Origin of the sequence: Marinobacter sp., from assembly GCF_040882185.1 — a bacterium.
Classification (GTDB): domain Bacteria; phylum Pseudomonadota; class Gammaproteobacteria; order Pseudomonadales; family Oleiphilaceae; genus Marinobacter.
On sequence record NZ_JBBEBW010000002.1, the window covers coordinates 513,788 to 531,579 of the forward strand.

17 protein-coding genes and 2 tRNA genes are annotated in these 17,792 nt (G+C 53.1%); 13 read left to right on the forward strand and 6 right to left on the reverse strand.

Going from position 1 to position 17,792, the window contains the following annotated elements; translation table 11 throughout:
• Nucleotides 1–215 precede the first annotated feature (215 nt).
• The 9 genes from WEB64_RS03475 to sthA all read left to right on the forward strand — a co-directional run bounded on the left by WEB64_RS03475 (nucleotide 216) and on the right by sthA (nucleotide 8,887).
• Complete coding sequence (locus WEB64_RS03475) at nucleotides 216–1,562, forward strand: Na(+)-translocating NADH-quinone reductase subunit A (protein WP_368061771.1); 1,347 nt, start codon at nucleotides 216–218, stop codon at nucleotides 1,560–1,562.
• Nucleotides 1,563–1,566: 4 nt separating this feature from the next.
• Entirely contained in the window at nucleotides 1,567–2,772 is a 1,206-nt protein-coding gene (locus tag WEB64_RS03480; protein ID WP_368061770.1) for an NADH:ubiquinone reductase (Na(+)-transporting) subunit B, read from the forward strand.
• Complete coding sequence (locus WEB64_RS03485) at nucleotides 2,765–3,571, forward strand: Na(+)-translocating NADH-quinone reductase subunit C (protein WP_368061769.1); 807 nt, start codon at nucleotides 2,765–2,767, stop codon at nucleotides 3,569–3,571. Before WEB64_RS03480 ends, WEB64_RS03485 begins: the two co-directional genes overlap by 8 nt.
• A 1-nt stretch (nucleotide 3,572) precedes the next feature.
• Nucleotides 3,573–4,238, forward strand: a complete 666-nt coding sequence (locus tag WEB64_RS03490) for an NADH:ubiquinone reductase (Na(+)-transporting) subunit D (RefSeq protein WP_368061768.1) — start codon at nucleotides 3,573–3,575, stop codon at nucleotides 4,236–4,238.
• A complete protein-coding gene (gene nqrE, locus WEB64_RS03495; protein WP_368061767.1) occupies nucleotides 4,238–4,846 on the forward strand; it encodes an NADH:ubiquinone reductase (Na(+)-transporting) subunit E in 609 nt (202 codons plus the stop codon). Before WEB64_RS03490 ends, nqrE begins: the two co-directional genes overlap by 1 nt.
• A 38-nt stretch (nucleotides 4,847–4,884) precedes the next feature.
• Nucleotides 4,885–6,111 (forward strand): NADH:ubiquinone reductase (Na(+)-transporting) subunit F, encoded by a 1,227-nt coding sequence (nqrF, locus tag WEB64_RS03500; RefSeq protein ID WP_368061766.1) that lies wholly within the window; start codon nucleotides 4,885–4,887, stop codon nucleotides 6,109–6,111.
• Between the two features lie 9 nt (nucleotides 6,112–6,120).
• The gene (locus WEB64_RS03505) at nucleotides 6,121–7,155 is read left to right on the forward strand and encodes an FAD:protein FMN transferase (protein ID WP_368061765.1); all 1,035 of its coding nucleotides are present in this window, start codon (nucleotides 6,121–6,123) and stop codon (nucleotides 7,153–7,155) included.
• Between the two features lie 8 nt (nucleotides 7,156–7,163).
• Nucleotides 7,164–7,394, forward strand: a complete 231-nt coding sequence (gene nqrM, locus WEB64_RS03510; protein ID WP_368061764.1) for a (Na+)-NQR maturation NqrM — start codon at nucleotides 7,164–7,166, stop codon at nucleotides 7,392–7,394.
• Nucleotides 7,395–7,495: 101 nt separating this feature from the next.
• Complete coding sequence (sthA, locus tag WEB64_RS03515; RefSeq protein ID WP_368061763.1) at nucleotides 7,496–8,887, forward strand: Si-specific NAD(P)(+) transhydrogenase; 1,392 nt, start codon at nucleotides 7,496–7,498, stop codon at nucleotides 8,885–8,887.
• A gap of 61 nt (nucleotides 8,888–8,948) precedes the next feature.
• Here sthA and WEB64_RS03520 read toward each other — a convergent pair whose 3' ends face one another.
• From WEB64_RS03520 to dusA, 5 genes are all read right to left on the reverse strand, one after another.
• On the reverse strand, nucleotides 8,949–9,734 hold the full coding sequence (locus WEB64_RS03520; protein ID WP_368061762.1) for a glycerophosphodiester phosphodiesterase: 786 nt from the start codon (nucleotides 9,732–9,734) through the stop codon (nucleotides 8,949–8,951).
• Nucleotides 9,731–10,858: a 3-deoxy-7-phosphoheptulonate synthase gene (locus WEB64_RS03525; protein ID WP_368061761.1), complete on the reverse strand. Its 1,128-nt coding sequence runs from the start codon at nucleotides 10,856–10,858 to the stop codon at nucleotides 9,731–9,733. Before WEB64_RS03525 ends, WEB64_RS03520 begins: the two co-directional genes overlap by 4 nt.
• Before the next feature lie 13 nt (nucleotides 10,859–10,871).
• Nucleotides 10,872–11,333 (reverse strand): TerB family tellurite resistance protein, encoded by a 462-nt coding sequence (locus WEB64_RS03530; protein WP_368061760.1) that lies wholly within the window; start codon nucleotides 11,331–11,333, stop codon nucleotides 10,872–10,874.
• Between the two features lie 43 nt (nucleotides 11,334–11,376).
• On the reverse strand, nucleotides 11,377–12,345 hold the full coding sequence (tal, locus tag WEB64_RS03535; RefSeq protein WP_368061759.1) for a transaldolase: 969 nt from the start codon (nucleotides 12,343–12,345) through the stop codon (nucleotides 11,377–11,379).
• 135 nt (nucleotides 12,346–12,480) lie between these two features.
• Nucleotides 12,481–13,536, reverse strand: coding sequence for a tRNA dihydrouridine(20/20a) synthase DusA (gene dusA, locus WEB64_RS03540; RefSeq protein WP_368061758.1), 1,056 nt, complete (start codon nucleotides 13,534–13,536; stop codon nucleotides 12,481–12,483).
• Between the two features lie 442 nt (nucleotides 13,537–13,978).
• On the opposite strand from dusA, the gene WEB64_RS03545 reads away from it, so the two are divergent.
• Complete coding sequence (locus WEB64_RS03545; RefSeq protein WP_368061757.1) at nucleotides 13,979–14,893, forward strand: AEC family transporter; 915 nt, start codon at nucleotides 13,979–13,981, stop codon at nucleotides 14,891–14,893.
• A 6-nt stretch (nucleotides 14,894–14,899) separates the two neighbouring features.
• Here WEB64_RS03545 and WEB64_RS03550 read toward each other — a convergent pair whose 3' ends face one another.
• Nucleotides 14,900–15,871, reverse strand: a complete 972-nt coding sequence (locus tag WEB64_RS03550) for a zinc ABC transporter substrate-binding protein (RefSeq protein ID WP_368061756.1) — start codon at nucleotides 15,869–15,871, stop codon at nucleotides 14,900–14,902.
• Nucleotides 15,872–16,038: 167 nt separating this feature from the next.
• On the opposite strand from WEB64_RS03550, the gene gltX reads away from it, so the two are divergent.
• From gltX to WEB64_RS03565, 3 genes are all read left to right on the forward strand, one after another.
• The gene (gltX, locus tag WEB64_RS03555) at nucleotides 16,039–17,523 is read left to right on the forward strand and encodes a glutamate--tRNA ligase (RefSeq protein WP_368061755.1); all 1,485 of its coding nucleotides are present in this window, start codon (nucleotides 16,039–16,041) and stop codon (nucleotides 17,521–17,523) included.
• A gap of 93 nt (nucleotides 17,524–17,616) precedes the next feature.
• Nucleotides 17,617–17,692, forward strand: a tRNA-Ala gene (locus WEB64_RS03560).
• A gap of 10 nt (nucleotides 17,693–17,702) precedes the next feature.
• Nucleotides 17,703–17,778 (forward strand) — tRNA-Glu (locus WEB64_RS03565).
• Nucleotides 17,779–17,792 lie beyond the last annotated feature (14 nt).

Sequence of the window (17,792 nt, forward strand, 5' to 3'; positions counted from 1 at the left end):
GGTGGAAATTGACCGCCCGAGTCTCTATAATTGGCGCGATTTTGGGTACGTCTGCCATCTGCCTCTCATTGCTTCCTGTCGGCGCGGGAATTGATCGCTCTAACAACCCTCAGAATTGAGTGTGGTTTCAGAAAGATCTTTGATATCGCCATGTAAGGCCGTTGTGTCAGCACGTGAAAATCCATCGTAAAGTTTCTGATGACTGGATACGGCTAATGATCAAAATCAAAAAAGGCCTCGATCTTCCCATCAGCGGCGCTCCTGAGCAGACCATTTCAGATGGAAAAACCGTTCGCCATGTGGCACTGATCGGTTTTGACTACATCGGCATGAAGCCGACCATGGCTGTAAAAGAAGGGGATCGCGTCAAGCGCGGTACGCTGCTGTTCACGGATAAGAAGACCGAGGGCGTACGTTATACCTCACCCGCCGCGGGTGTGGTCAAAGAAATCAATCGGGGCGAACGTCGCGTTTTTCAGTCGGTGGTTATCGAAATTGATGGCGACGAAGCTGAAACCTTTGCCCGTTATTCCGAGGCTGAATTTGACAGTCTCGAGCGACAGCAAATTGTCGATAATCTGGTTGAATCCGGTCTTTGGACGGCGTTTAAGACGCGACCGTACAGCAAGATTCCGGAAATTGACTCGTCACCGCATTCGATTTTTGTCTCAGTGATGGACACGAACCCTCTAGCCGCTGATCCAACCGTCATTATTTCCGAGAACAAACCAGCATTTGAAAAGGGGCTCCGTCTGCTGTCCAGGCTGACTGCCGGAAAAGTATTTGTAACGGGGAAGCCGGGTTCTGACGTTTCTGTGCCAAAAACTGATGTTGTAGAAGTCCATCAGTTTGATGGCGTTCACCCTGCCGGCAATGTCGGGACTCATATCCACTACCTTGACCCGGTCGCGGGCAACAAAGTGGTTTGGAGTGTCGGGTATCAGGATGTTATCGACATCGCCAAATTATTTGAAACCGGAGAACTGCCGGTCGAGCGCGTTGTTGCAGTAGGTGGGCCGAAAGCTCTGAAACCTCGCCTGCTTCGTACCCGTATTGGTGCGAGCCTGACAGAACTGCTTGAAGGTGAAGTTGCAACCGACTGCTCCGTTCGGGTGATTTCCGGTTCTGTATTTGGTGGCCGCCGTGGTGATGGCCCCTGTGCCTATCTGGGACGCTTCTCGAACCAGATAAGTATTCTGGAAGAAGGCCACAAGCGTGAGTTTATGGGATGGTTGTCTCCTGGAACCAAACGTTTCTCGGTTCTGAACATCTACCTGTCCAAGCTCACCAAAGGTCGGCTGTTCGATTTTACAACCTCAACTAACGGAAGTGAGCGGGCGATGGTCCCGGTAGGTGCCTACGAGCAGGTCATGCCGATGGACATTCTGCCGACGCAGTTGCTGCGTTCATTGATTGTGGGCGACACCGAGGCTGCTCAAAAGCTGGGTGCATTGGAGCTCGACGAAGAAGATCTCGCGCTGTGCACGTTCGTGTGTCCAGGTAAATATGAATACGGCCCGATTCTCCGCGAGAATCTGACCCGTATCGAAATCGAGGGCTAAACCGATGGCTATCCGACAGTTTCTCGATGGCATCGAGCATCACTTTGAAAAGGGCGGCAAGTACGAACGCTGGTACGCTCTGTTCGAAGCCGTTGATACGATTTTCTATACACCGGGTAAAGTAACGTCCACCACCTCTCATGTTCGCGATGGCGTCGATCTGAAGCGAATCATGATTACGGTGTGGCTGTGTACTTTCCCGGCTATTTTCTTCGGAATGTGGAACATAGGCTTTCAGGCCAACAGTTTCCTAGCGTCCAATCCAGATGCCGTGATGGGCGATGGCGCGTTGCGCACCGCGTTCATCGGCGCATTGGCGGGTAATGACGCAGGCAGTGTATGGGACAATATGGTCTATGGCGCAGCCTACTTTCTACCGATCTATTTTGTGACATTTGTGGTCGGTGGCTTCTGGGAGGTTCTGTTCGCTACCGTCAGACGTCACGAGGTGAACGAAGGCTTTTTCGTTACGTCCATTCTCTTTGCGCTGATCTGCCCTCCGACCATTCCGCTCTGGCAGGTTGCCCTCGGCATCACCTTCGGTATCGTCATCGGTAAGGAAGTGTTTGGTGGTACCGGCAAGAACTTCCTGAACCCTGCGCTTACCGGTCGCGCGTTTCTGTACTTCGCTTATCCGGCTCAGATTTCAGGCGACACGGTCTGGACAGCTGTCGACGGCTTTAGTGGTGCTACAGCTCTAAGCTGGGCTGCAAGCGGTGGTGTTGAAGCCCTGGAGCAACAGATTGGCTGGATGTCAGCATTCATGGGTTCTATTCAGGGCTCAATGGGTGAAACATCGACCCTCGCTGTGCTGGCGGGCGGCATTGTACTGCTTATCATGAAGATAGCTTCTTACCGAATCGTAGGAGGTGTTCTGCTCGGCATGATTGGCATGAGCCTGTTGCTCAATATTGTTGGTTCAGAAACCAATCCGATGTTTGATGTTCCGGCGCACTGGCACCTTGTTATCGGTGGTTTCGCGTTTGGCATGATGTTCATGGCCACGGATCCTGTGTCTGCGGCAATGACCAATACTGGCCGCTGGTGTTTCGGCATTCTGGTTGGCGTCATGACCGTTCTGATTCGGGTCATCAACCCGGCGTTTCCAGAAGGCATTATGCTGGCAATCCTGTTTGCTAACCTTTTCGCACCGCTGATGGATCACTATGTGGTTCAGGCCAACATAAAACGGAGGCTTGCACGTGGCTAAAGCTAAAGAAACTGTCTCCAGAACCGTTATGGTGGCGCTGGCGCTATGCATCGTATGTTCGGTTGTGGTCTCGGCCGCTGCGGTCATGCTTCGCCCGGCCCAGATCACCAATCAGAACCTGGATATCAAGACCAACATTTTGTCCGCTGCTGGCATGTACGAGCAGGGCATGAGTACCGAGGATATCGAGTCTGTGTTCAGCCAGTTTGAAGTGAAACTGGTGGATCTGGACACTGGTGAATATGTCGAGCCGTCTGCTGTTGGTGTCACTGATCCGATGAAATATGATCAGTACAAAGCTGCTTCCAATCCGGAGTTGTCAAAGAATATTCCGGCGACAGAAGACAAAGCGGGAATCAAACGTCGCCCCAACGTAGCCAAGATATATATCTTGAGTGAAGGTGATAACTTCCAGCGCGTAGTACTCCCGATCCACGGTTACGGCTTATGGTCCACGCTGTATGGCTTCATGTCGCTCGAGAGTGATGCCAACACCATTGAAGGTTTGGGCTTTTATGACCATGCAGAAACACCGGGCCTTGGTGGTGAAGTCGACAATCCGCGCTGGAAATCCCAGTGGGTCGGTAAAGAGCTTTACGATGAGGGCGAGCGGACCGAGCCGAAAATCCAGCTCATAAAAGGCGGTGTGGGCGCAAACGCTTCGGAGAAAGAACATAAAGTTGACGCGCTATCTGGCGCAACATTGACCAGCCGGGGTGTGCAACAACTGGTGAATTACTGGATGGGTGAGCGCGGTTTCGCTTCTTATCTGAAAAAACTTCGTCAAGGGGAGGTCTGATATGGCCGACGCATCAGCCAAGCAGGTTCTCTTCGAACCTATTTTCAGCAATAACCCCATCGCCTTGCAAATACTGGGTATTTGTTCCGCTCTGGCGGTGACGACCAGCCTCAGCGTTACGCTGGTCATGTGTGCCTCGGTTATCGCGGTCACGGCGTGTTCGAACCTGGCGGTGTCACTGGTTCGGACCCAGATTCCGAACAGCATTCGTATCATTGTGCAAATGACCATCATTGCATCGCTGGTTATTGTGGTGGACCAGGTGCTCAAGGCTTATGCCTATGAAACCAGTAAGCAACTGTCTGTTTTTGTTGGTCTGATTATCACCAACTGTATTGTTATGGGCCGCGCTGAAGGTTTTGCCATGAAGAACGGGCCCTGGCTCAGCTTCCTTGATGGTATCGGTAATGGTCTGGGGTATTCGGTGCTGCTGCTGGTGGTGGCATTCTGCCGCGAGCTACTTGGGGCCGGGTCTTTGATGGGTTTCAGTCTGATGCCGGTGGTGAATGAAGGCGGCTGGTATGTACCTAACGGTTTGCTGCTGCTGCCACCAAGTGCGTTCTTTATTATCGGACTGATCATCTGGGGGCTTCGCTCCTGGAAGCCGGAGCAAGTTGAAGCACCTGATTACAAAATGTCTCGCCATAAGACCAAGGAGGCCTTCTGATGGAACACTTTATCAGTCTGTTTTTGAAAGCGGTCTTTGTGGAAAACATGGCTTTGGCGTTCTTCCTCGGGATGTGCACCTTTCTGGCAATCTCCAAAAAGATCGAGGCCGCTGCTGGTCTGGGCATCGCTGTTGTCGTAGTGCTGACCATCACAGTTCCGGTAAATAACCTGATCTTTAATTACGTACTTCGTGAGGGAGCCCTGGCGTGGGCGGGCCTGCCCGAGGTGGATCTGAGCTTTCTTGGCCTGTTGACGTATATCGGTGTAATTGCGGCATTAATCCAGATCATGGAGATGATTATGGATAAATACATACCCGCCTTGTATGCAGCACTGGGGGTATTTCTACCATTGATTACGGTGAACTGCGCCATTTTGGGTGCATCGCTATTCATGGTTGAGCGTGATTACAATTTCGGTGAGAGCGTTGTCTACGGTTTCGGTGCGGGTGTTGGTTGGGCCCTGGCTATTCTGGCGCTGGCGGGAATTCGTGAGAAGCTCAAGTACAGTGATGTGCCAGAGGGCCTGCGTGGTTTAGGCATTACTTTTATCACGGTTGGTTTGATGTCACTTGGCTTTATGTCATTTTCGGGCATCTCCCTGTAACCCAACCCGGTGATTCGGTTTAAAGAAAAGGCGAGACCATGAATATAGAAATCATTCTCGGCGTGGTCATGTTCACCGTTATCGTGCTGTCTCTGGTAGCGGTTATCCTGGCGGCACGCTCGAAGCTGGTTAGCACCGGTGATGTGACAATTGAAATCAATGATGACCCAGAACACACGGTCACCACAGAGGCTGGCGGGAAGCTGTTGAATACTCTGGCAAGTAACGGTATTTTCCTTTCTTCTGCTTGTGGCGGTGGTGGTACCTGTGCTCAGTGCAAGTGCAAGGTGCTCGATGGCGGCGGCTCTATGCTGGCTACTGAGAAAACCCACTTCACCAATCGCGAAGAGAAAGAAGGGTGGCGTTTATCCTGCCAGGTTCCGGTCAAGCAGGACATGAAAGTTGAGGTGCCGGAGGAGTTCTTTGGTGTCAAGAAGTGGGAGTGCACCGTAGAGTCCAACCATAACGTTGCCACCTTCATCAAAGAGTTGATTATCAAGCTTCCGGAAGGCGAAGAAGTGGATTTCCGAGCCGGTGGTTATGTGCAGCTCGAATGCCCGCCTTACGATATCGATTTCAAGAAATTTGATATCGAAGAAGAGTTCCATGAAGACTGGGATAAGCACGATATCTGGCGTTTCAAGGCTGTGAACAAGGAAGAGGTCATTCGGGCCTACTCGATGGCCAACTACCCTGAAGAAAAAGGCGTCCTGAAGTTCAACATCCGGATCGCCACGTCGCCTCCTGGCACCGACCACCCACCCGGCTTGATGTCGACATTTGTTTTCAACCTTAAACCGGGGGACAAGATTACCGTTTTCGGACCTTTCGGTGAGTTCTTCGCCAAAAAAACCGAAGCAGAAATGGTCTTTATCGGTGGTGGCGCTGGCATGGCGCCGATGCGCTCTCACATTTTTGACCAGCTCAAGCGATTGAATTCCAAGCGTAAAATCAGTTTTTGGTACGGGGCTCGTAGTGTCCGAGAAATGTTTTACGTAGAGGATTTCGACCAGCTGGCTGAAGAAAATGAGAATTTTGAATGGCATGTAGCTTTGTCTGATGCGCTGCCAGCGGACAACTGGGACGGCCCGACCGGGTTCATCCACAACGTGCTTTATGATCAGTATCTTAAGGATCATCCCGCTCCTGAAGACTGTGAGTACTATATGTGCGGGCCCCCGATCATGAATGCATCTGTTATCAAGATGCTGAAAGATATGGGTGTCGAAGATGAAAACATCATGCTGGATGACTTTGGAGGTTAAGCCATACCTATGACATTCCGCATGACCCGGCCCGCCCTGGTTACGATGACACTGGTCATCGCGGCTCTGGCGGGCTGTTCATTTGAGTCTGAGAAAAAAATATGGGAAATAACCGGTCCGGTTTTCGGCACTGAGTATCATATAAAGGTGGTATTGACCGAGGATACCGAGCAACTGGATACTCTGGCTGGAGGCATCTCGGCAGTACTTGAGTCAGTAGACGCGTCGATGTCTACCTGGCGGGAAGATTCAGAACTGTCCCGCTTTAACCATGTAGAAGACCAGTCCAACTGGTTTGAGGTTTCTGGGCCGCTTTACACCGTACTTGCCACAGCGACTGAAGTGTCTGATTTTAGTGGTGGAGCTTTTGATATTACCATCGGACCAGTGGTTAACCTATGGGGATTCGGCCCGGAAGCTCGGCCCGAGCAGGTACCCGATGCCGATTTGTTGCAACAACGGCTCAATGAGGTTGGCTACGAAAAACTACAGCTCAGGGCTGAGCCACCGGCAATAAAAGTAGATTCCAAGCAGACGCTCGATTTGTCGGCTATCGCAAAAGGCTACGCTGTAGATGCTGTTGCGGAGTTTCTGACTGATTCCGGGGTTGAGGCCTATTTGGTTGAAATCGGCGGTGAGGTCAGGGTAAGCGGGCGTAAACCGGGGCAAGAGGCCTGGCGCCTGGCAATTGAAGAACCCGTTTTTGGTCGTCGCGAGGTTAACCGAGTGGTTGCACTCGAAAGTAACGCCATGGCGACGTCGGGGGACTATCGTAACTATTACGAATCGGCAGGTCAGCGTTTTTCCCATACAATAGACCCTGATAACGGTAGGCCGATATCTCACAATCTGGCGTCGGTGACAGTCATTACAGAAACTGCCATGCGGGCAGACGCACTGGCTACGGCGTTTAATGTAATGGGTTATGATCGGGCCAGAGAGCTAGCGATTCGCGAAAACATGGCCGTTTACTTTATTATTAGAGCAGAAAGTGGGTTTAAGTCGCACTACACGCCCGCTTTCTCGTCTTATTTGGCAAATTAGGAGGTGCTATGAGTACCTTTCTGTTGGTTTTATTAATTGTGGGTTTTCTTCTGACAGCGATGTCGGTTGGTGTGATTATGGGCCGCAAACCCATTAGTGGCACTTGTGGTGGTATTGGTGCACTTGGACTGGACCAGGCCTGTGATATCTGCGGGGGCAATACAAAAAAATGTGAAGAAGAAAACGAACGTATCGCCACCCAGGCCACTGCCCTGACTTACGACGCGACCAAAAAATAACCTTCGCTTTTATAGTCTGCTCCATTTCATATTCGGAGGCGGGGTGTTCACCGCCTCCTTTCCTGTTTTTAAAACGACGTAGATAAGGAGTCACTGCACTAATGGCAGAACATCATTACGACGTCGTCGTTATCGGTGCTGGACCTTCAGGGGAAGGTGCAGCGATGAATGCGACGAAGAGCGGTAAACGAGTCGCGATTATTGAAGATAAACAGACGGTTGGTGGCAACTGCACGCATTGGGGGACCATCCCGTCCAAGGCACTTCGTCACTCTGTTAAACAGATTATTACCTTTAATACCAACGTAATGTTCCGGGACATTGGTGAGCCGAGATGGTTTTCATTTCCCCGCGTCTTACAGAATGCCCAGAAAGTTATCGGTAAACAGGTCAAGTTACGCACGCAGTTTTATTCCCGAAACAGGGTAGACATACACAATGGCCGTGCCTATTTCCTGGACGCCAATCGCATAGAGGTTCGGGGCAATAAGTCGGCTGAAATACTGAATACTAAAAGCGTTGTTATCGCGACCGGCTCACGTCCCTATTTGCCACCTGATGTCAATTTCCGCCATCGCAGAATTTATAACAGCGATACCATTCTGAATCTGTCGCATACTCCTCGCACGCTCATTATCTACGGTGCAGGTGTTATCGGTTCAGAATATGCGTCAATTTTTGCCGGGTTAGGCGTCAAGGTTGATCTGATCAATCCCGGTAGTCGTCTGCTATCTTTTCTTGACGATGAAATTTCCGATGCGCTCAGCTATCACCTGCGCAATAACGGGGTTCTGGTCCGCCATAACGAGGAGTATGAAACGGTTGAAGGGGATGAGCAGGGTGTCGTTCTGTCTTTGCAATCCGGTAAGAAAATTCGTGCTGATGCGTTTCTGTGGTGCAATGGCCGCGCTGGAAACACTGATAAGTTAGGACTCGAAAACGTAGGGCTTGAGCCTAATGGCAGAGGACAGCTCGCGGTGGATGACCATTACCGGACTGAAATTCCCAATATCTATGCGGCAGGGGACGTTATCGGATGGCCAAGTCTGGCCAGCGCCGCTTATGACCAGGGGCGCTCGGCATCCTCAGACATCGTCAAGGATGACCATTTCCGTTACGTGTCTGACGTACCCACCGGTATTTACACCATTCCTGAAATCAGCTCTGTCGGCAAAACAGAACGAGAACTCACGGAAGCGAAAGTACCTTATGAGGTAGGGCAGGCGTTCTTCAAGGACCTGGCTCGCGCCCAAATTACCGGTGACGCCGTTGGCATGCTGAAGCTGCTTTTTCATCGCGAGAGCCGTGAGATCCTCGGCATACATTGTTTCGGGGACCAGGCGGCAGAGATCGTCCACATTGGCCAGGCTATTATGAACCAGAAAGGCGAAGCCAATTCGCTGAACTACTTCATTAATACCACGTTTAACTATCCCACCATGGCGGAAGCCTACCGTGTGGCGGCACTTAATGGCCTCAACCGTATATTTTGAGGCGTTCAAGTTATAGAAACTGAACTCAAGGGTTCGGTTTTTATTATCGGTATCGGCTTAGTTACACCGCAGACGTACTCGACTCTTTCTCACTTCGGTTGGGCAACCGTAAATTGGCGTTTGTTGCACGGTTGTCGAAATACATTCTGGAGCTTGTCGGGTAATCGGTGATGATGCTGTCCACGCCTCTTCTCTCAAGCTCAACCATGTCCTGAATTCTGTTTACCGTCCAGGCGGAGACGTGCAGGTTACGCATATGGGAAGCGTCGACCAGCGCCTTGGAGCAGAGCTTCCAGTTTACACAGAGATAATCACACTTTAACCGGGACGCCTGATTGGCTGCATTAGGAAACCGTTTGTCGGCGACGAAACCGGTAACAATTGTGCGGTCGCGACGTTTCAGTTCCTGTAAAAACCAGGTATCCGACGACGTAATCGCGACGGTTTGATGAAGGCCATTGCGCTGAACCAGTTCGGTCAGGCGGTTACACAGGATGTTTAACCGGGAACGGCTGTCGGATTTGACTTCAAGCTGAAGATGCACGTAGTCACCACATGCCGCCATAACATCTTTCAGAGAAGGTACGAACACAGGCTTCGGCCATGGAGTAGTATTGAGACGGGCATCGAGCTTGGCCATATCGCTGGCGGTGGTGTCCGCGACCTTGCCGACTTTTCCTGTGGTGCGATCAAGTGTTAGATCATGGATGACTACTGGCACGCCATCTTTCGATAGCACCAGATCAAATTCAAAGTGTCGAATGCCCTGGCTGTAGGCATGGTGGAAGCCGGCCAGTGTGTTTTCCGGCGCTTCACCTTTAGCGCCACGGTGACCATAGATGATCATGTTGCAGTTTTTCCTCGCAAATCCTTGTAGATAGCTTGACGTTTTTTCCAGGTTTCATGGCACAACTGGATATCTGCCAGGTAAGCGGGGAGCTCATCCATATGAAGTGCCTGGGGCCCGTCGACTAATGCTTTCTCCGGTTTCGGATGGAAGTCCACCAGCACCATATTGGCACCGGCGATAACGCCCTGAGCGGTGGCATGCATGACATCCAGAATGCCATCGGGTGCCCTGTCGCGACTACCTACGGAATGGGAAGGATCAACGCACACTGGCATGCGAGTCAGGCGCTTTACCGTGGGTACATGGGCAAAATCCACCATGTTGCGGTGAGGTTGGCCCGCCTCGGTTTTCATACCCCGTAAGCAGAAAATAACATTGGCATTGCCTTCACTCGCCAGATACTCCGCTGCGTTCAGGGATTCATTGAGCGTAATTCCGAAGCCGCGCTTGAGCAGCACCGGGTAAGTCCGTTGACGGCCAATCGCTTTGAGCAGTTCGAAATTCTGGGTGTTTCGAGTACCGACCTGAAGCATTACACCGGTAGGGCGCCCCAGCTTTTCCAGACACTCGTCGATTTCCTCAATGTGACTTTCATGGGTAATTTCCATGGCCACTACTTTAATACCGTATTTGCCCGCGGTCTCGAACACCCAGGGTAGGCAACCTTTGCCGTGGCCCTGAAAAGAATAGGGGTTTGTCCTAGGCTTGTAGGCGCCCATCCTGGTGCATACCTCACCATGCTGCTGTAGGGCGCTCATCATGGCCTCTACGTGCTCCGGAATATCTACCGCGCATAGGCCAGCAAAGATATTCAGGTTTTCCTGATTGAAGGTGACGCCATTGTAGCTGAATCCGTTTTGACGAAGGCTGTCTTTGTGACGCCCGAGGATCCGGTAATCGTCTGAAATACGGATGACCCGTTCAACGGCAGGCAAGGCTGCAATTTCATCCCGGTCAAGGGACTTGGTTTCCCCCAGCAGGTAGATTTCGGTCAACTTCTGCGTGGCGCCCTGTACCTCGTGAACCCGTAATGACACGCCCGGAAGATTTTCCAGAAAATGCAGGGTCTCACGATAAGCATCGCTGTCGAGCGGCGTGTTCGGATGAAGAATCGCTAACATGTCTTCTGCTCCTTCAGGATGTTCGGGCCTGCTCCGCCCGATGGCGGCACTGCATATATTCACGATGGTTAAGATGCAGTAGATCCGCCATCCGGCGAATAAGGTGTTCTTCGTATTTGTCGATCCGACCGTCCGCGAACGCCACTCGCCAGATGCTCTCAAGGATCATTTGCTTGCCTTCCTGGTCGAGCTGGGCATTGAGGGTCTCGGTAAATTCATAAAGTGACGTGGCATCGTCCGCGTGAGCCAGAGCGTCATCCAGAATGGCCTGGGCTTCTTCCTGAGTCACTTCGTGTGCGTTGACGGCACAATCGACGATAGTCTGCAGCTCGCGTTCATCTTCATCTCTGTCTACCCGGGAAAGCTGAACCATGAGCACTGTAGCAGCCACTGCCAACTGGTGGTTGTCCGGTTTGCCAGAGGCGTTCGAATCTGTGGAATCCGGCGAAAACAACTGCTTGAGCATATCGATCATAACGAGTCCTGGAAATCAGTTCTGGTCACCGGTCAGGCGGCTTTCAAGCCGCGCTGGCCATTCGTTTTACCCGGCCTTCAAGTTCAATCTGGTCAGCAGCGAAGCGCCGAATACCGTCAGCAAGTTTTTCAGTGGCCATGGCATCGTCGTTGGAGTGCCATCGGAACTCAGACTCGCCCCTTTGTTCCGGTTTGTCCGTCGTCTGCGCGTTGTCTGGAGCAAGCTGACGGGGTAGCTCGCCGGTGTCATCCTGCAAGGATTGTAGCAGGGCAGGACTGATGGTGAGCCGGTCACAACCCGCAAGCATTTCAATTTCACCGGTGTTGCGGAAACTCGCGCCCATCACAACAGTTTTGTAGTCATGGCATTTGTAGTAATTATAGATGCGGGTAACCGACTGAACGCCGGGGTCTTCTGCAGGTGAGAAGCTATCCCTGTCACTGTTCGCAAGGTGCCAGTCCAGAATGCGACCGACAAACGGTGATACCAGAAAGGCGCCCGCGTCGGCACAGGCGGCCGCCTGGGCAAATGAGAACAGCAGTGTCAGATTGCAGTGAATGCCTTCTTTTTCGAGCTGTTCGGCTGCCTTGATGCCCTCCCAGGTGGAGGCGATCTTGATCAGCACACGGCCAGGATCGATACCACGCTGGTCATAGAGCTCAATCAGACGGCGGGCTTTGGCCAAGGTAGCAGCTTTATCGAACGATAAACGAGCATCCACTTCCGTAGACACGACTCCGGGAATGAGCTTGAGTATTTTTTCACCGGCCATGACGGCGAGCAGGTCGGTGGCATAGCCCAGTTGGTCCTGCTCTGAGCCGCCCTGCTTGAGAGCGGCATCAATGGCGGCATCAAGCATCGGGCGGTAGGAATCGGAGGCGGCAGCTTTCAACAGCAGCGAAGGGTTGGTGGTGGCATCCTGTGGCCGCCATTGGGCGATGGCGTCAAGGTCGCCGGTATCAGCTACCACCGTCGTCATGGCTTTCAGTTGTTCCAGTTTATTGGTCGTCACGTGGAGTCATCCTGATTGTTGAAAATTTGAAGCGTTTGCAAGGCTCCGGAGAAAGCGGAGCCGCATAGATAGCTCTGAATACCTCTACAATAACCGGCTGATTTGACAGGAACAAGAAACCTTGTCGATTAGTAATCAGGCTGGCTGAGCCTCGCTCGTAAGATTGGAGACTTTTGCCAGTGCCGTTTCCAGAACCTCTATACCCGCGCCCGGCCGATGGGCATTTTCGCTGATGTAGCGGCGAAATTGCCGTCCCCCCGGCTGGCTATGAAAAAGCCCAAGCAAGTGGCGGGAGATATGGCCAAGATACACGCCGCGGGCAAGCTCCGCCTCGATAAACGGAAACATCGCCCGCAAGACATCGTGGCGACTTTGGGTAGCGCGGGGCTGGCCGAAAAATTCTGAATCCACCTGGGAGAGCAACCAGGGATTGTGGTAGGCCTCGCGTCCCAGCATGACACCGTCGGTGAACTCCAAATGCTGATGACACTCGCCGATGGTTTTTATGCCGCCGTTGATGATGATTTCCAGGTCCGGGAAGCGAGCCTTCAGGTCGTAGGCCCAATCATACTTGAGCGGTGGCACATCACGGTTTTCCTTCGGGCTCAGGCCCTCCAGAATGGCAATCCGGGCATGGACAATAAAAGTTCGACAGCCCGCAGCAGCGACGGTCTCAATGAAATAGCAAAGTTCATTCCAGGATTCATGTCCATCAATGCCGATACGATGCTTCACCGTCACCGGCAGTCTGGTAGCGGCGATCATCGCCCGCACACCCTCAGCGACCTTGTCGGGGTAAGCCATTAAACAGGCGCCAATCATATTGTTCTGCACCCGGTCGCTGGGGCAGCCCACATTCAGATTGACCTCGTCGAAACCGTATTGCTCTGCCAGCTTGGCGCAGTGGGCCAACTCCTGAGGATCACTTCCGCCCAGTTGCAGCGCCAACGGATATTCCGCCGGATCGTGCCGCAAGAACCGCGCTGTATCGCCATGAATCAACGCGCCGGTGGTGACCATCTCGGTGTACAGCAGCGCGTGGCGGCTCAGGAGTCGTGCCAGATAGCGGTAATGAGGAGTTGACCAATCCATCATTGGGGCCACGCAAAACTTTCGTGAAAGGTCCTCTGCGGGGGTGTTGGCCTCGTTAATTGAATCTGGACGATGTCTGGTTTGGATTTCTGAAATCATTGCGTATCCACTTCGGAAAACATTGGCGTAAGTCTAGTTTATCAGGAATAACAAGGGTTCATCCTTAAGGCTTTGTCGAAACATTGAACAGTCGAGTGGTAAACCTCAAATCGCGAACCCCCGGTGTTCCCTTGGTCTGCTAGTGTCCCGTCTGGTTAATTCGTTGACCTACTGCGTGACGCTGGGGTTTCTGGCCAAGGCGCCTGTCCGAAGGTATGGTGGTTCCCTATCAAGGCCAGGCAACACCGGCCAGAAGCCCCAGCGTCACGCCCTCAGTGGCTCAGTAGGTTAACGAATTAACCAGACGGGACACTAGCTAAGTTTACAAGTAAAGCTGATTGGGGCGACGAAGCAATCACCGATTTTTCCACCATGCCGAGCCCACGCAATCACTGCTATCATCCCGCACTAACGAGACGAAATCTGCTTTGGAGTCAGCAGCATGTCAGTATTGATTGAGGCCCTGGTGCCGGTGTTTGGCCTGATCGTCATGGGTTACCTGCTCAAACGCTGGAACTTTCCGGGCGAGGGCTTTTGGCCGTTGGCTGAACGCCTGACTTATTACGTGCTGTTCCCGGCCATGCTGATATTCAAGTTGGGAAATGCGCAATTGGCGCCGTCTGCCTATCTTGAGGTGGCGGTGTTGATCATGGCCATGCTGGCGGCGATGACGGTGGTGCTGGTGATCTGTCAGTTTGTCTGGCGTTGGCAGGGCGCGGTTTATTCTTCGGTGTTTCAGGGCGCCATTCGCTTCAATTCATATGTTGCCCTGGCGGCTTCCGGGCTGCTACTGGGCGATACCGGTATTTCTTTGATGGCCATTGCTGTGGCGGTGATGGTCCCAACACTGAACGTCATTTGCATAGTGATGTTCGCTCTGGTGGCCGGGCAGGGTGGGGTAAAGCTGAAACCGGTGCTGTTCGCGGTGGCGACCAATCCGTTGATCATTGGCTCTCTGGTGGGGGTGATCTGGAGCTTCTTCCGTATCGGTTTTCACCCGATCGTGGCGGGGATGCTTTCACCCCTCAGTGAGCTGGCTTTACCGTTGGGTTTGATGACGGTGGGCGCCGGGTTACAGCTGAAAGCCTTGAGAGGGGCCTCTGTGCCTTTCCTGGTGGCGACTGCCTTAAAACTGGTGGCCTTTCCCCTGATGACCGCCGGTTTGGCGCTCCTGTTGGGTATAGACGGTTTGATGCTTCAGGTCGCCATACTTGTGGCTGCGTTGCCAACAGCCTCTTCCGCATACATTCTTGCCCGGCAGCTTGGCGGCGATGCGCCTTTGATGGCGGGTATCATCAGTGGCCAGACGTTGCTGGCCACGGTGACGATTCCTTTGATGCTGGCTTTGCTCTGGTAACAGCTGTTACTCGGGCAAGCAGGCCACGACGGCATCGGCCAACTGTTGCTGGAAATTGAGGTAGCCCTCGGCATCCGCAGTAATCTCAGAGGCCAGTGGGTCCCAGGTACTGCGCTTCACCTCCACGCCTTCTGAGATGGCGCGCCACCATTCGCGATCAAACTGCGGTTCGCTGAGCAAACAGGGCTGGTTGCTGCCTTTGAGTTGGGTCTGCACCTCAGCCACATGGCGGGCGCCGGGTGAACGGTCCGGATTGGGAGTGAGCACGCCTGCAATTGATAGCCCGTAGTGTTCCGCGAATCGGCCGAATGCGTCGTGGTAGGTAAACAATGAGATACCTTCTGCGGCCATGAGTTGTTCTCTGATGGCGGCTTCGCGGGTGTTCAGTGACTGCCGGAAAGCATCGAGATTTCGCGTCAGTTGCGACTTGTCGGCCTCCGGTTGTTCAACCAGTCGGTCATGGATGGTTTCTGCCATCTGCAAGGCAATGGCCGGGTCCAGCCAGACGTGAGGATCTTCCCCATCGCCATGATTGTGCCCGCCGTGGCCACCCTTTTCTTTGTGCTGGCCATGTTCGGCGTGTTTCTCAGGTTCATCGTGATGGAGGTGTGCTTCGTCGTGGTCGTCCTGGGGAGCGGCTTCATCAGGATTGGGTGGCGCAAGGGCATGGGTGCGGTGCTCAAAATCGTGTCCGCCGAGTATTCGAGTCAGAAACGTTTCCAGCTCCGGTCCCACCCAGAAGATCAGGTCAGCTTCCTCCATGGCGCGGCGCTCGGAGGGGCGCATATGGTAAGTGTGAGGACTTGAGCCCGAGGGCACCAGGGTGGTGACGTTCGTGTCCTCAGTAGCCACGGCCCTTACAAGCAGCTCAAGGGGTTTGATAGAGGTTACGACATTGATCGGCTCGGCGTGTGCCTGCCCTGTTAACAGCGCCATTCCGAAGAGCAAGCCGATAGCTTGTGTGCGATGTTGCTTCATGGATTACATGATCCTGTATAAATAATTGATATGTTATAATATTGCATTATTGAGCTAAGGTGAAGTGAGTGACGGGGGTTCATGGGATTTTTTTTGTGGGCCGGTATAATGCAGGGCTCTCAATTCAACGGCTGCCATTCGCTGGCGCTCGTCAAACAGGATTCATCATGACTGTACGTACCCGTATCGCCCCGTCACCTACCGGCGATCCACATGTTGGCACCGCGTATGTTGCGCTGTTCAACCTGTGTTTTGCCCGCCAGCATGGTGGCCAGTTTATTCTGCGGATTGAGGACACAGACCAGGCCCGCAGCACGGATGAGTCGGAGCAGGATATTCTGAACGCCTTGCGATGGCTGGGCCTCGAGTGGGATGAAGGTCCGGATGTAGGTGGGCCCCACGGGCCTTACCGGCAATCCGAGCGTAAAAATTCATACCGCCATTATGCGCTTGAGCTGGTTGAAAAGGGCCATGCTTTTTACTGTTTCCGCACCCCGGAAGAGCTGGAAGTAATCCGGGAAACGCGCAAGGCCGCGGGCATGAACCCAGGTATCAAAGGCGATCTTGAGTTGCCGGAAGGGGAAGTGCAGCGTCGACTGGCTTTGGGCGAGCCTTATGTTATCCGGATGAAGGTGCCGGAGGAGGGCGTTTGCCGGATTGAGGACATGCTGCGGGGTGTGATTGAGATCGACTGGTCGCAGGTGGACTGCCAGATATTGCTCAAATCTGATGGTATGCCCACCTATCACCTGGCCAATGTTGTCGATGACCACCTGATGGCAATTACCCACGTATTGCGTGGTGAAGAATGGATCAACTCGGCACCAAAGCATCAGTTGCTCTACGAGTATTTCGGTTGGGACATGCCGGTTCTGTGCCATTTGCCACTGTTAAGGAATCCTGACAAGAGCAAGCTGTCGAAGCGTAAGAATCCGACTAGCATCAATTTCTACGAGCGTATGGGGTTTATGCCTGAGGCTGTGCTCAATTATCTCGGTCGCATGGGTTGGTCGATGCCGGATGAGCGTGAGAAGTTCCCACTGGGCGAGATGGTTGAACACTTTGATATTCAGCGTGTGTCTCTGGGCGGCCCGATCTTCGATGTTGAGAAGCTGCGGTGGCTCAACGGCCTTTGGCTACGGGAGAACCTGTCGGACGAGCAGTTCATGGCGCGTCTCAAGGACTGGTGGTTCCGTCCAGAGGCATTGACCCAGTTGGTGCCGCATATCAAGGGGCGCGCGGAGGTGTTCAGTGATGTCGCCCCTATGGCCGCATTCATGTTTTCCGGCATGCTGGGTGTCACCGCTGGGCAATTCGTCCATAACAAGCTGAAAGAAAGTGATATCAAGCGCGTGCTGCAGTTCACGCTCTGGCGTTTTGAGGCCCAGCGTCACTGGAGTAAAGATACTCTGTTTGCAGATGTGAAGGCGCTCTCCAAAGCGATGGAGCTCAAGATGGGGGACTTTATGTTCCCGGTTTTTGTCGCCATAGCCGGCACCCCGAATTCCTGGTCTGTTATGGATTCCATGGCGATGCTGGGGCCGGACATGACTCGCGCACGGCTCCGACATGCCCTTGAAGTATTGGGTGGCTTCTCGAAAAAGGAAACCAAGCGGATTGAAAAAGAGTTCGCTGCACTGTCCTTCGATTGATCAACTTTGCGCCGCTGCTCAAAGGCGATTGAAAAAATGGATTGCAGGGGTTGACGGGGCGGGGGTGGATCACTAATATACCGCTCCGTTGATGGGGCCATAGCTCAGCTGGGAGAGCGCGACGCTGGCAGCGTCGAGGTCGACGGTTCGATCCCGTCTGGCTCCACCATTTTTACTGCGTCCCCTTCGTCTAGTGGCCTAGGACACCGCCCTTTCACGGCGGTAACACCGGTTCGAACCCGGTAGGGGACGCCATTATTCAGAGTGCC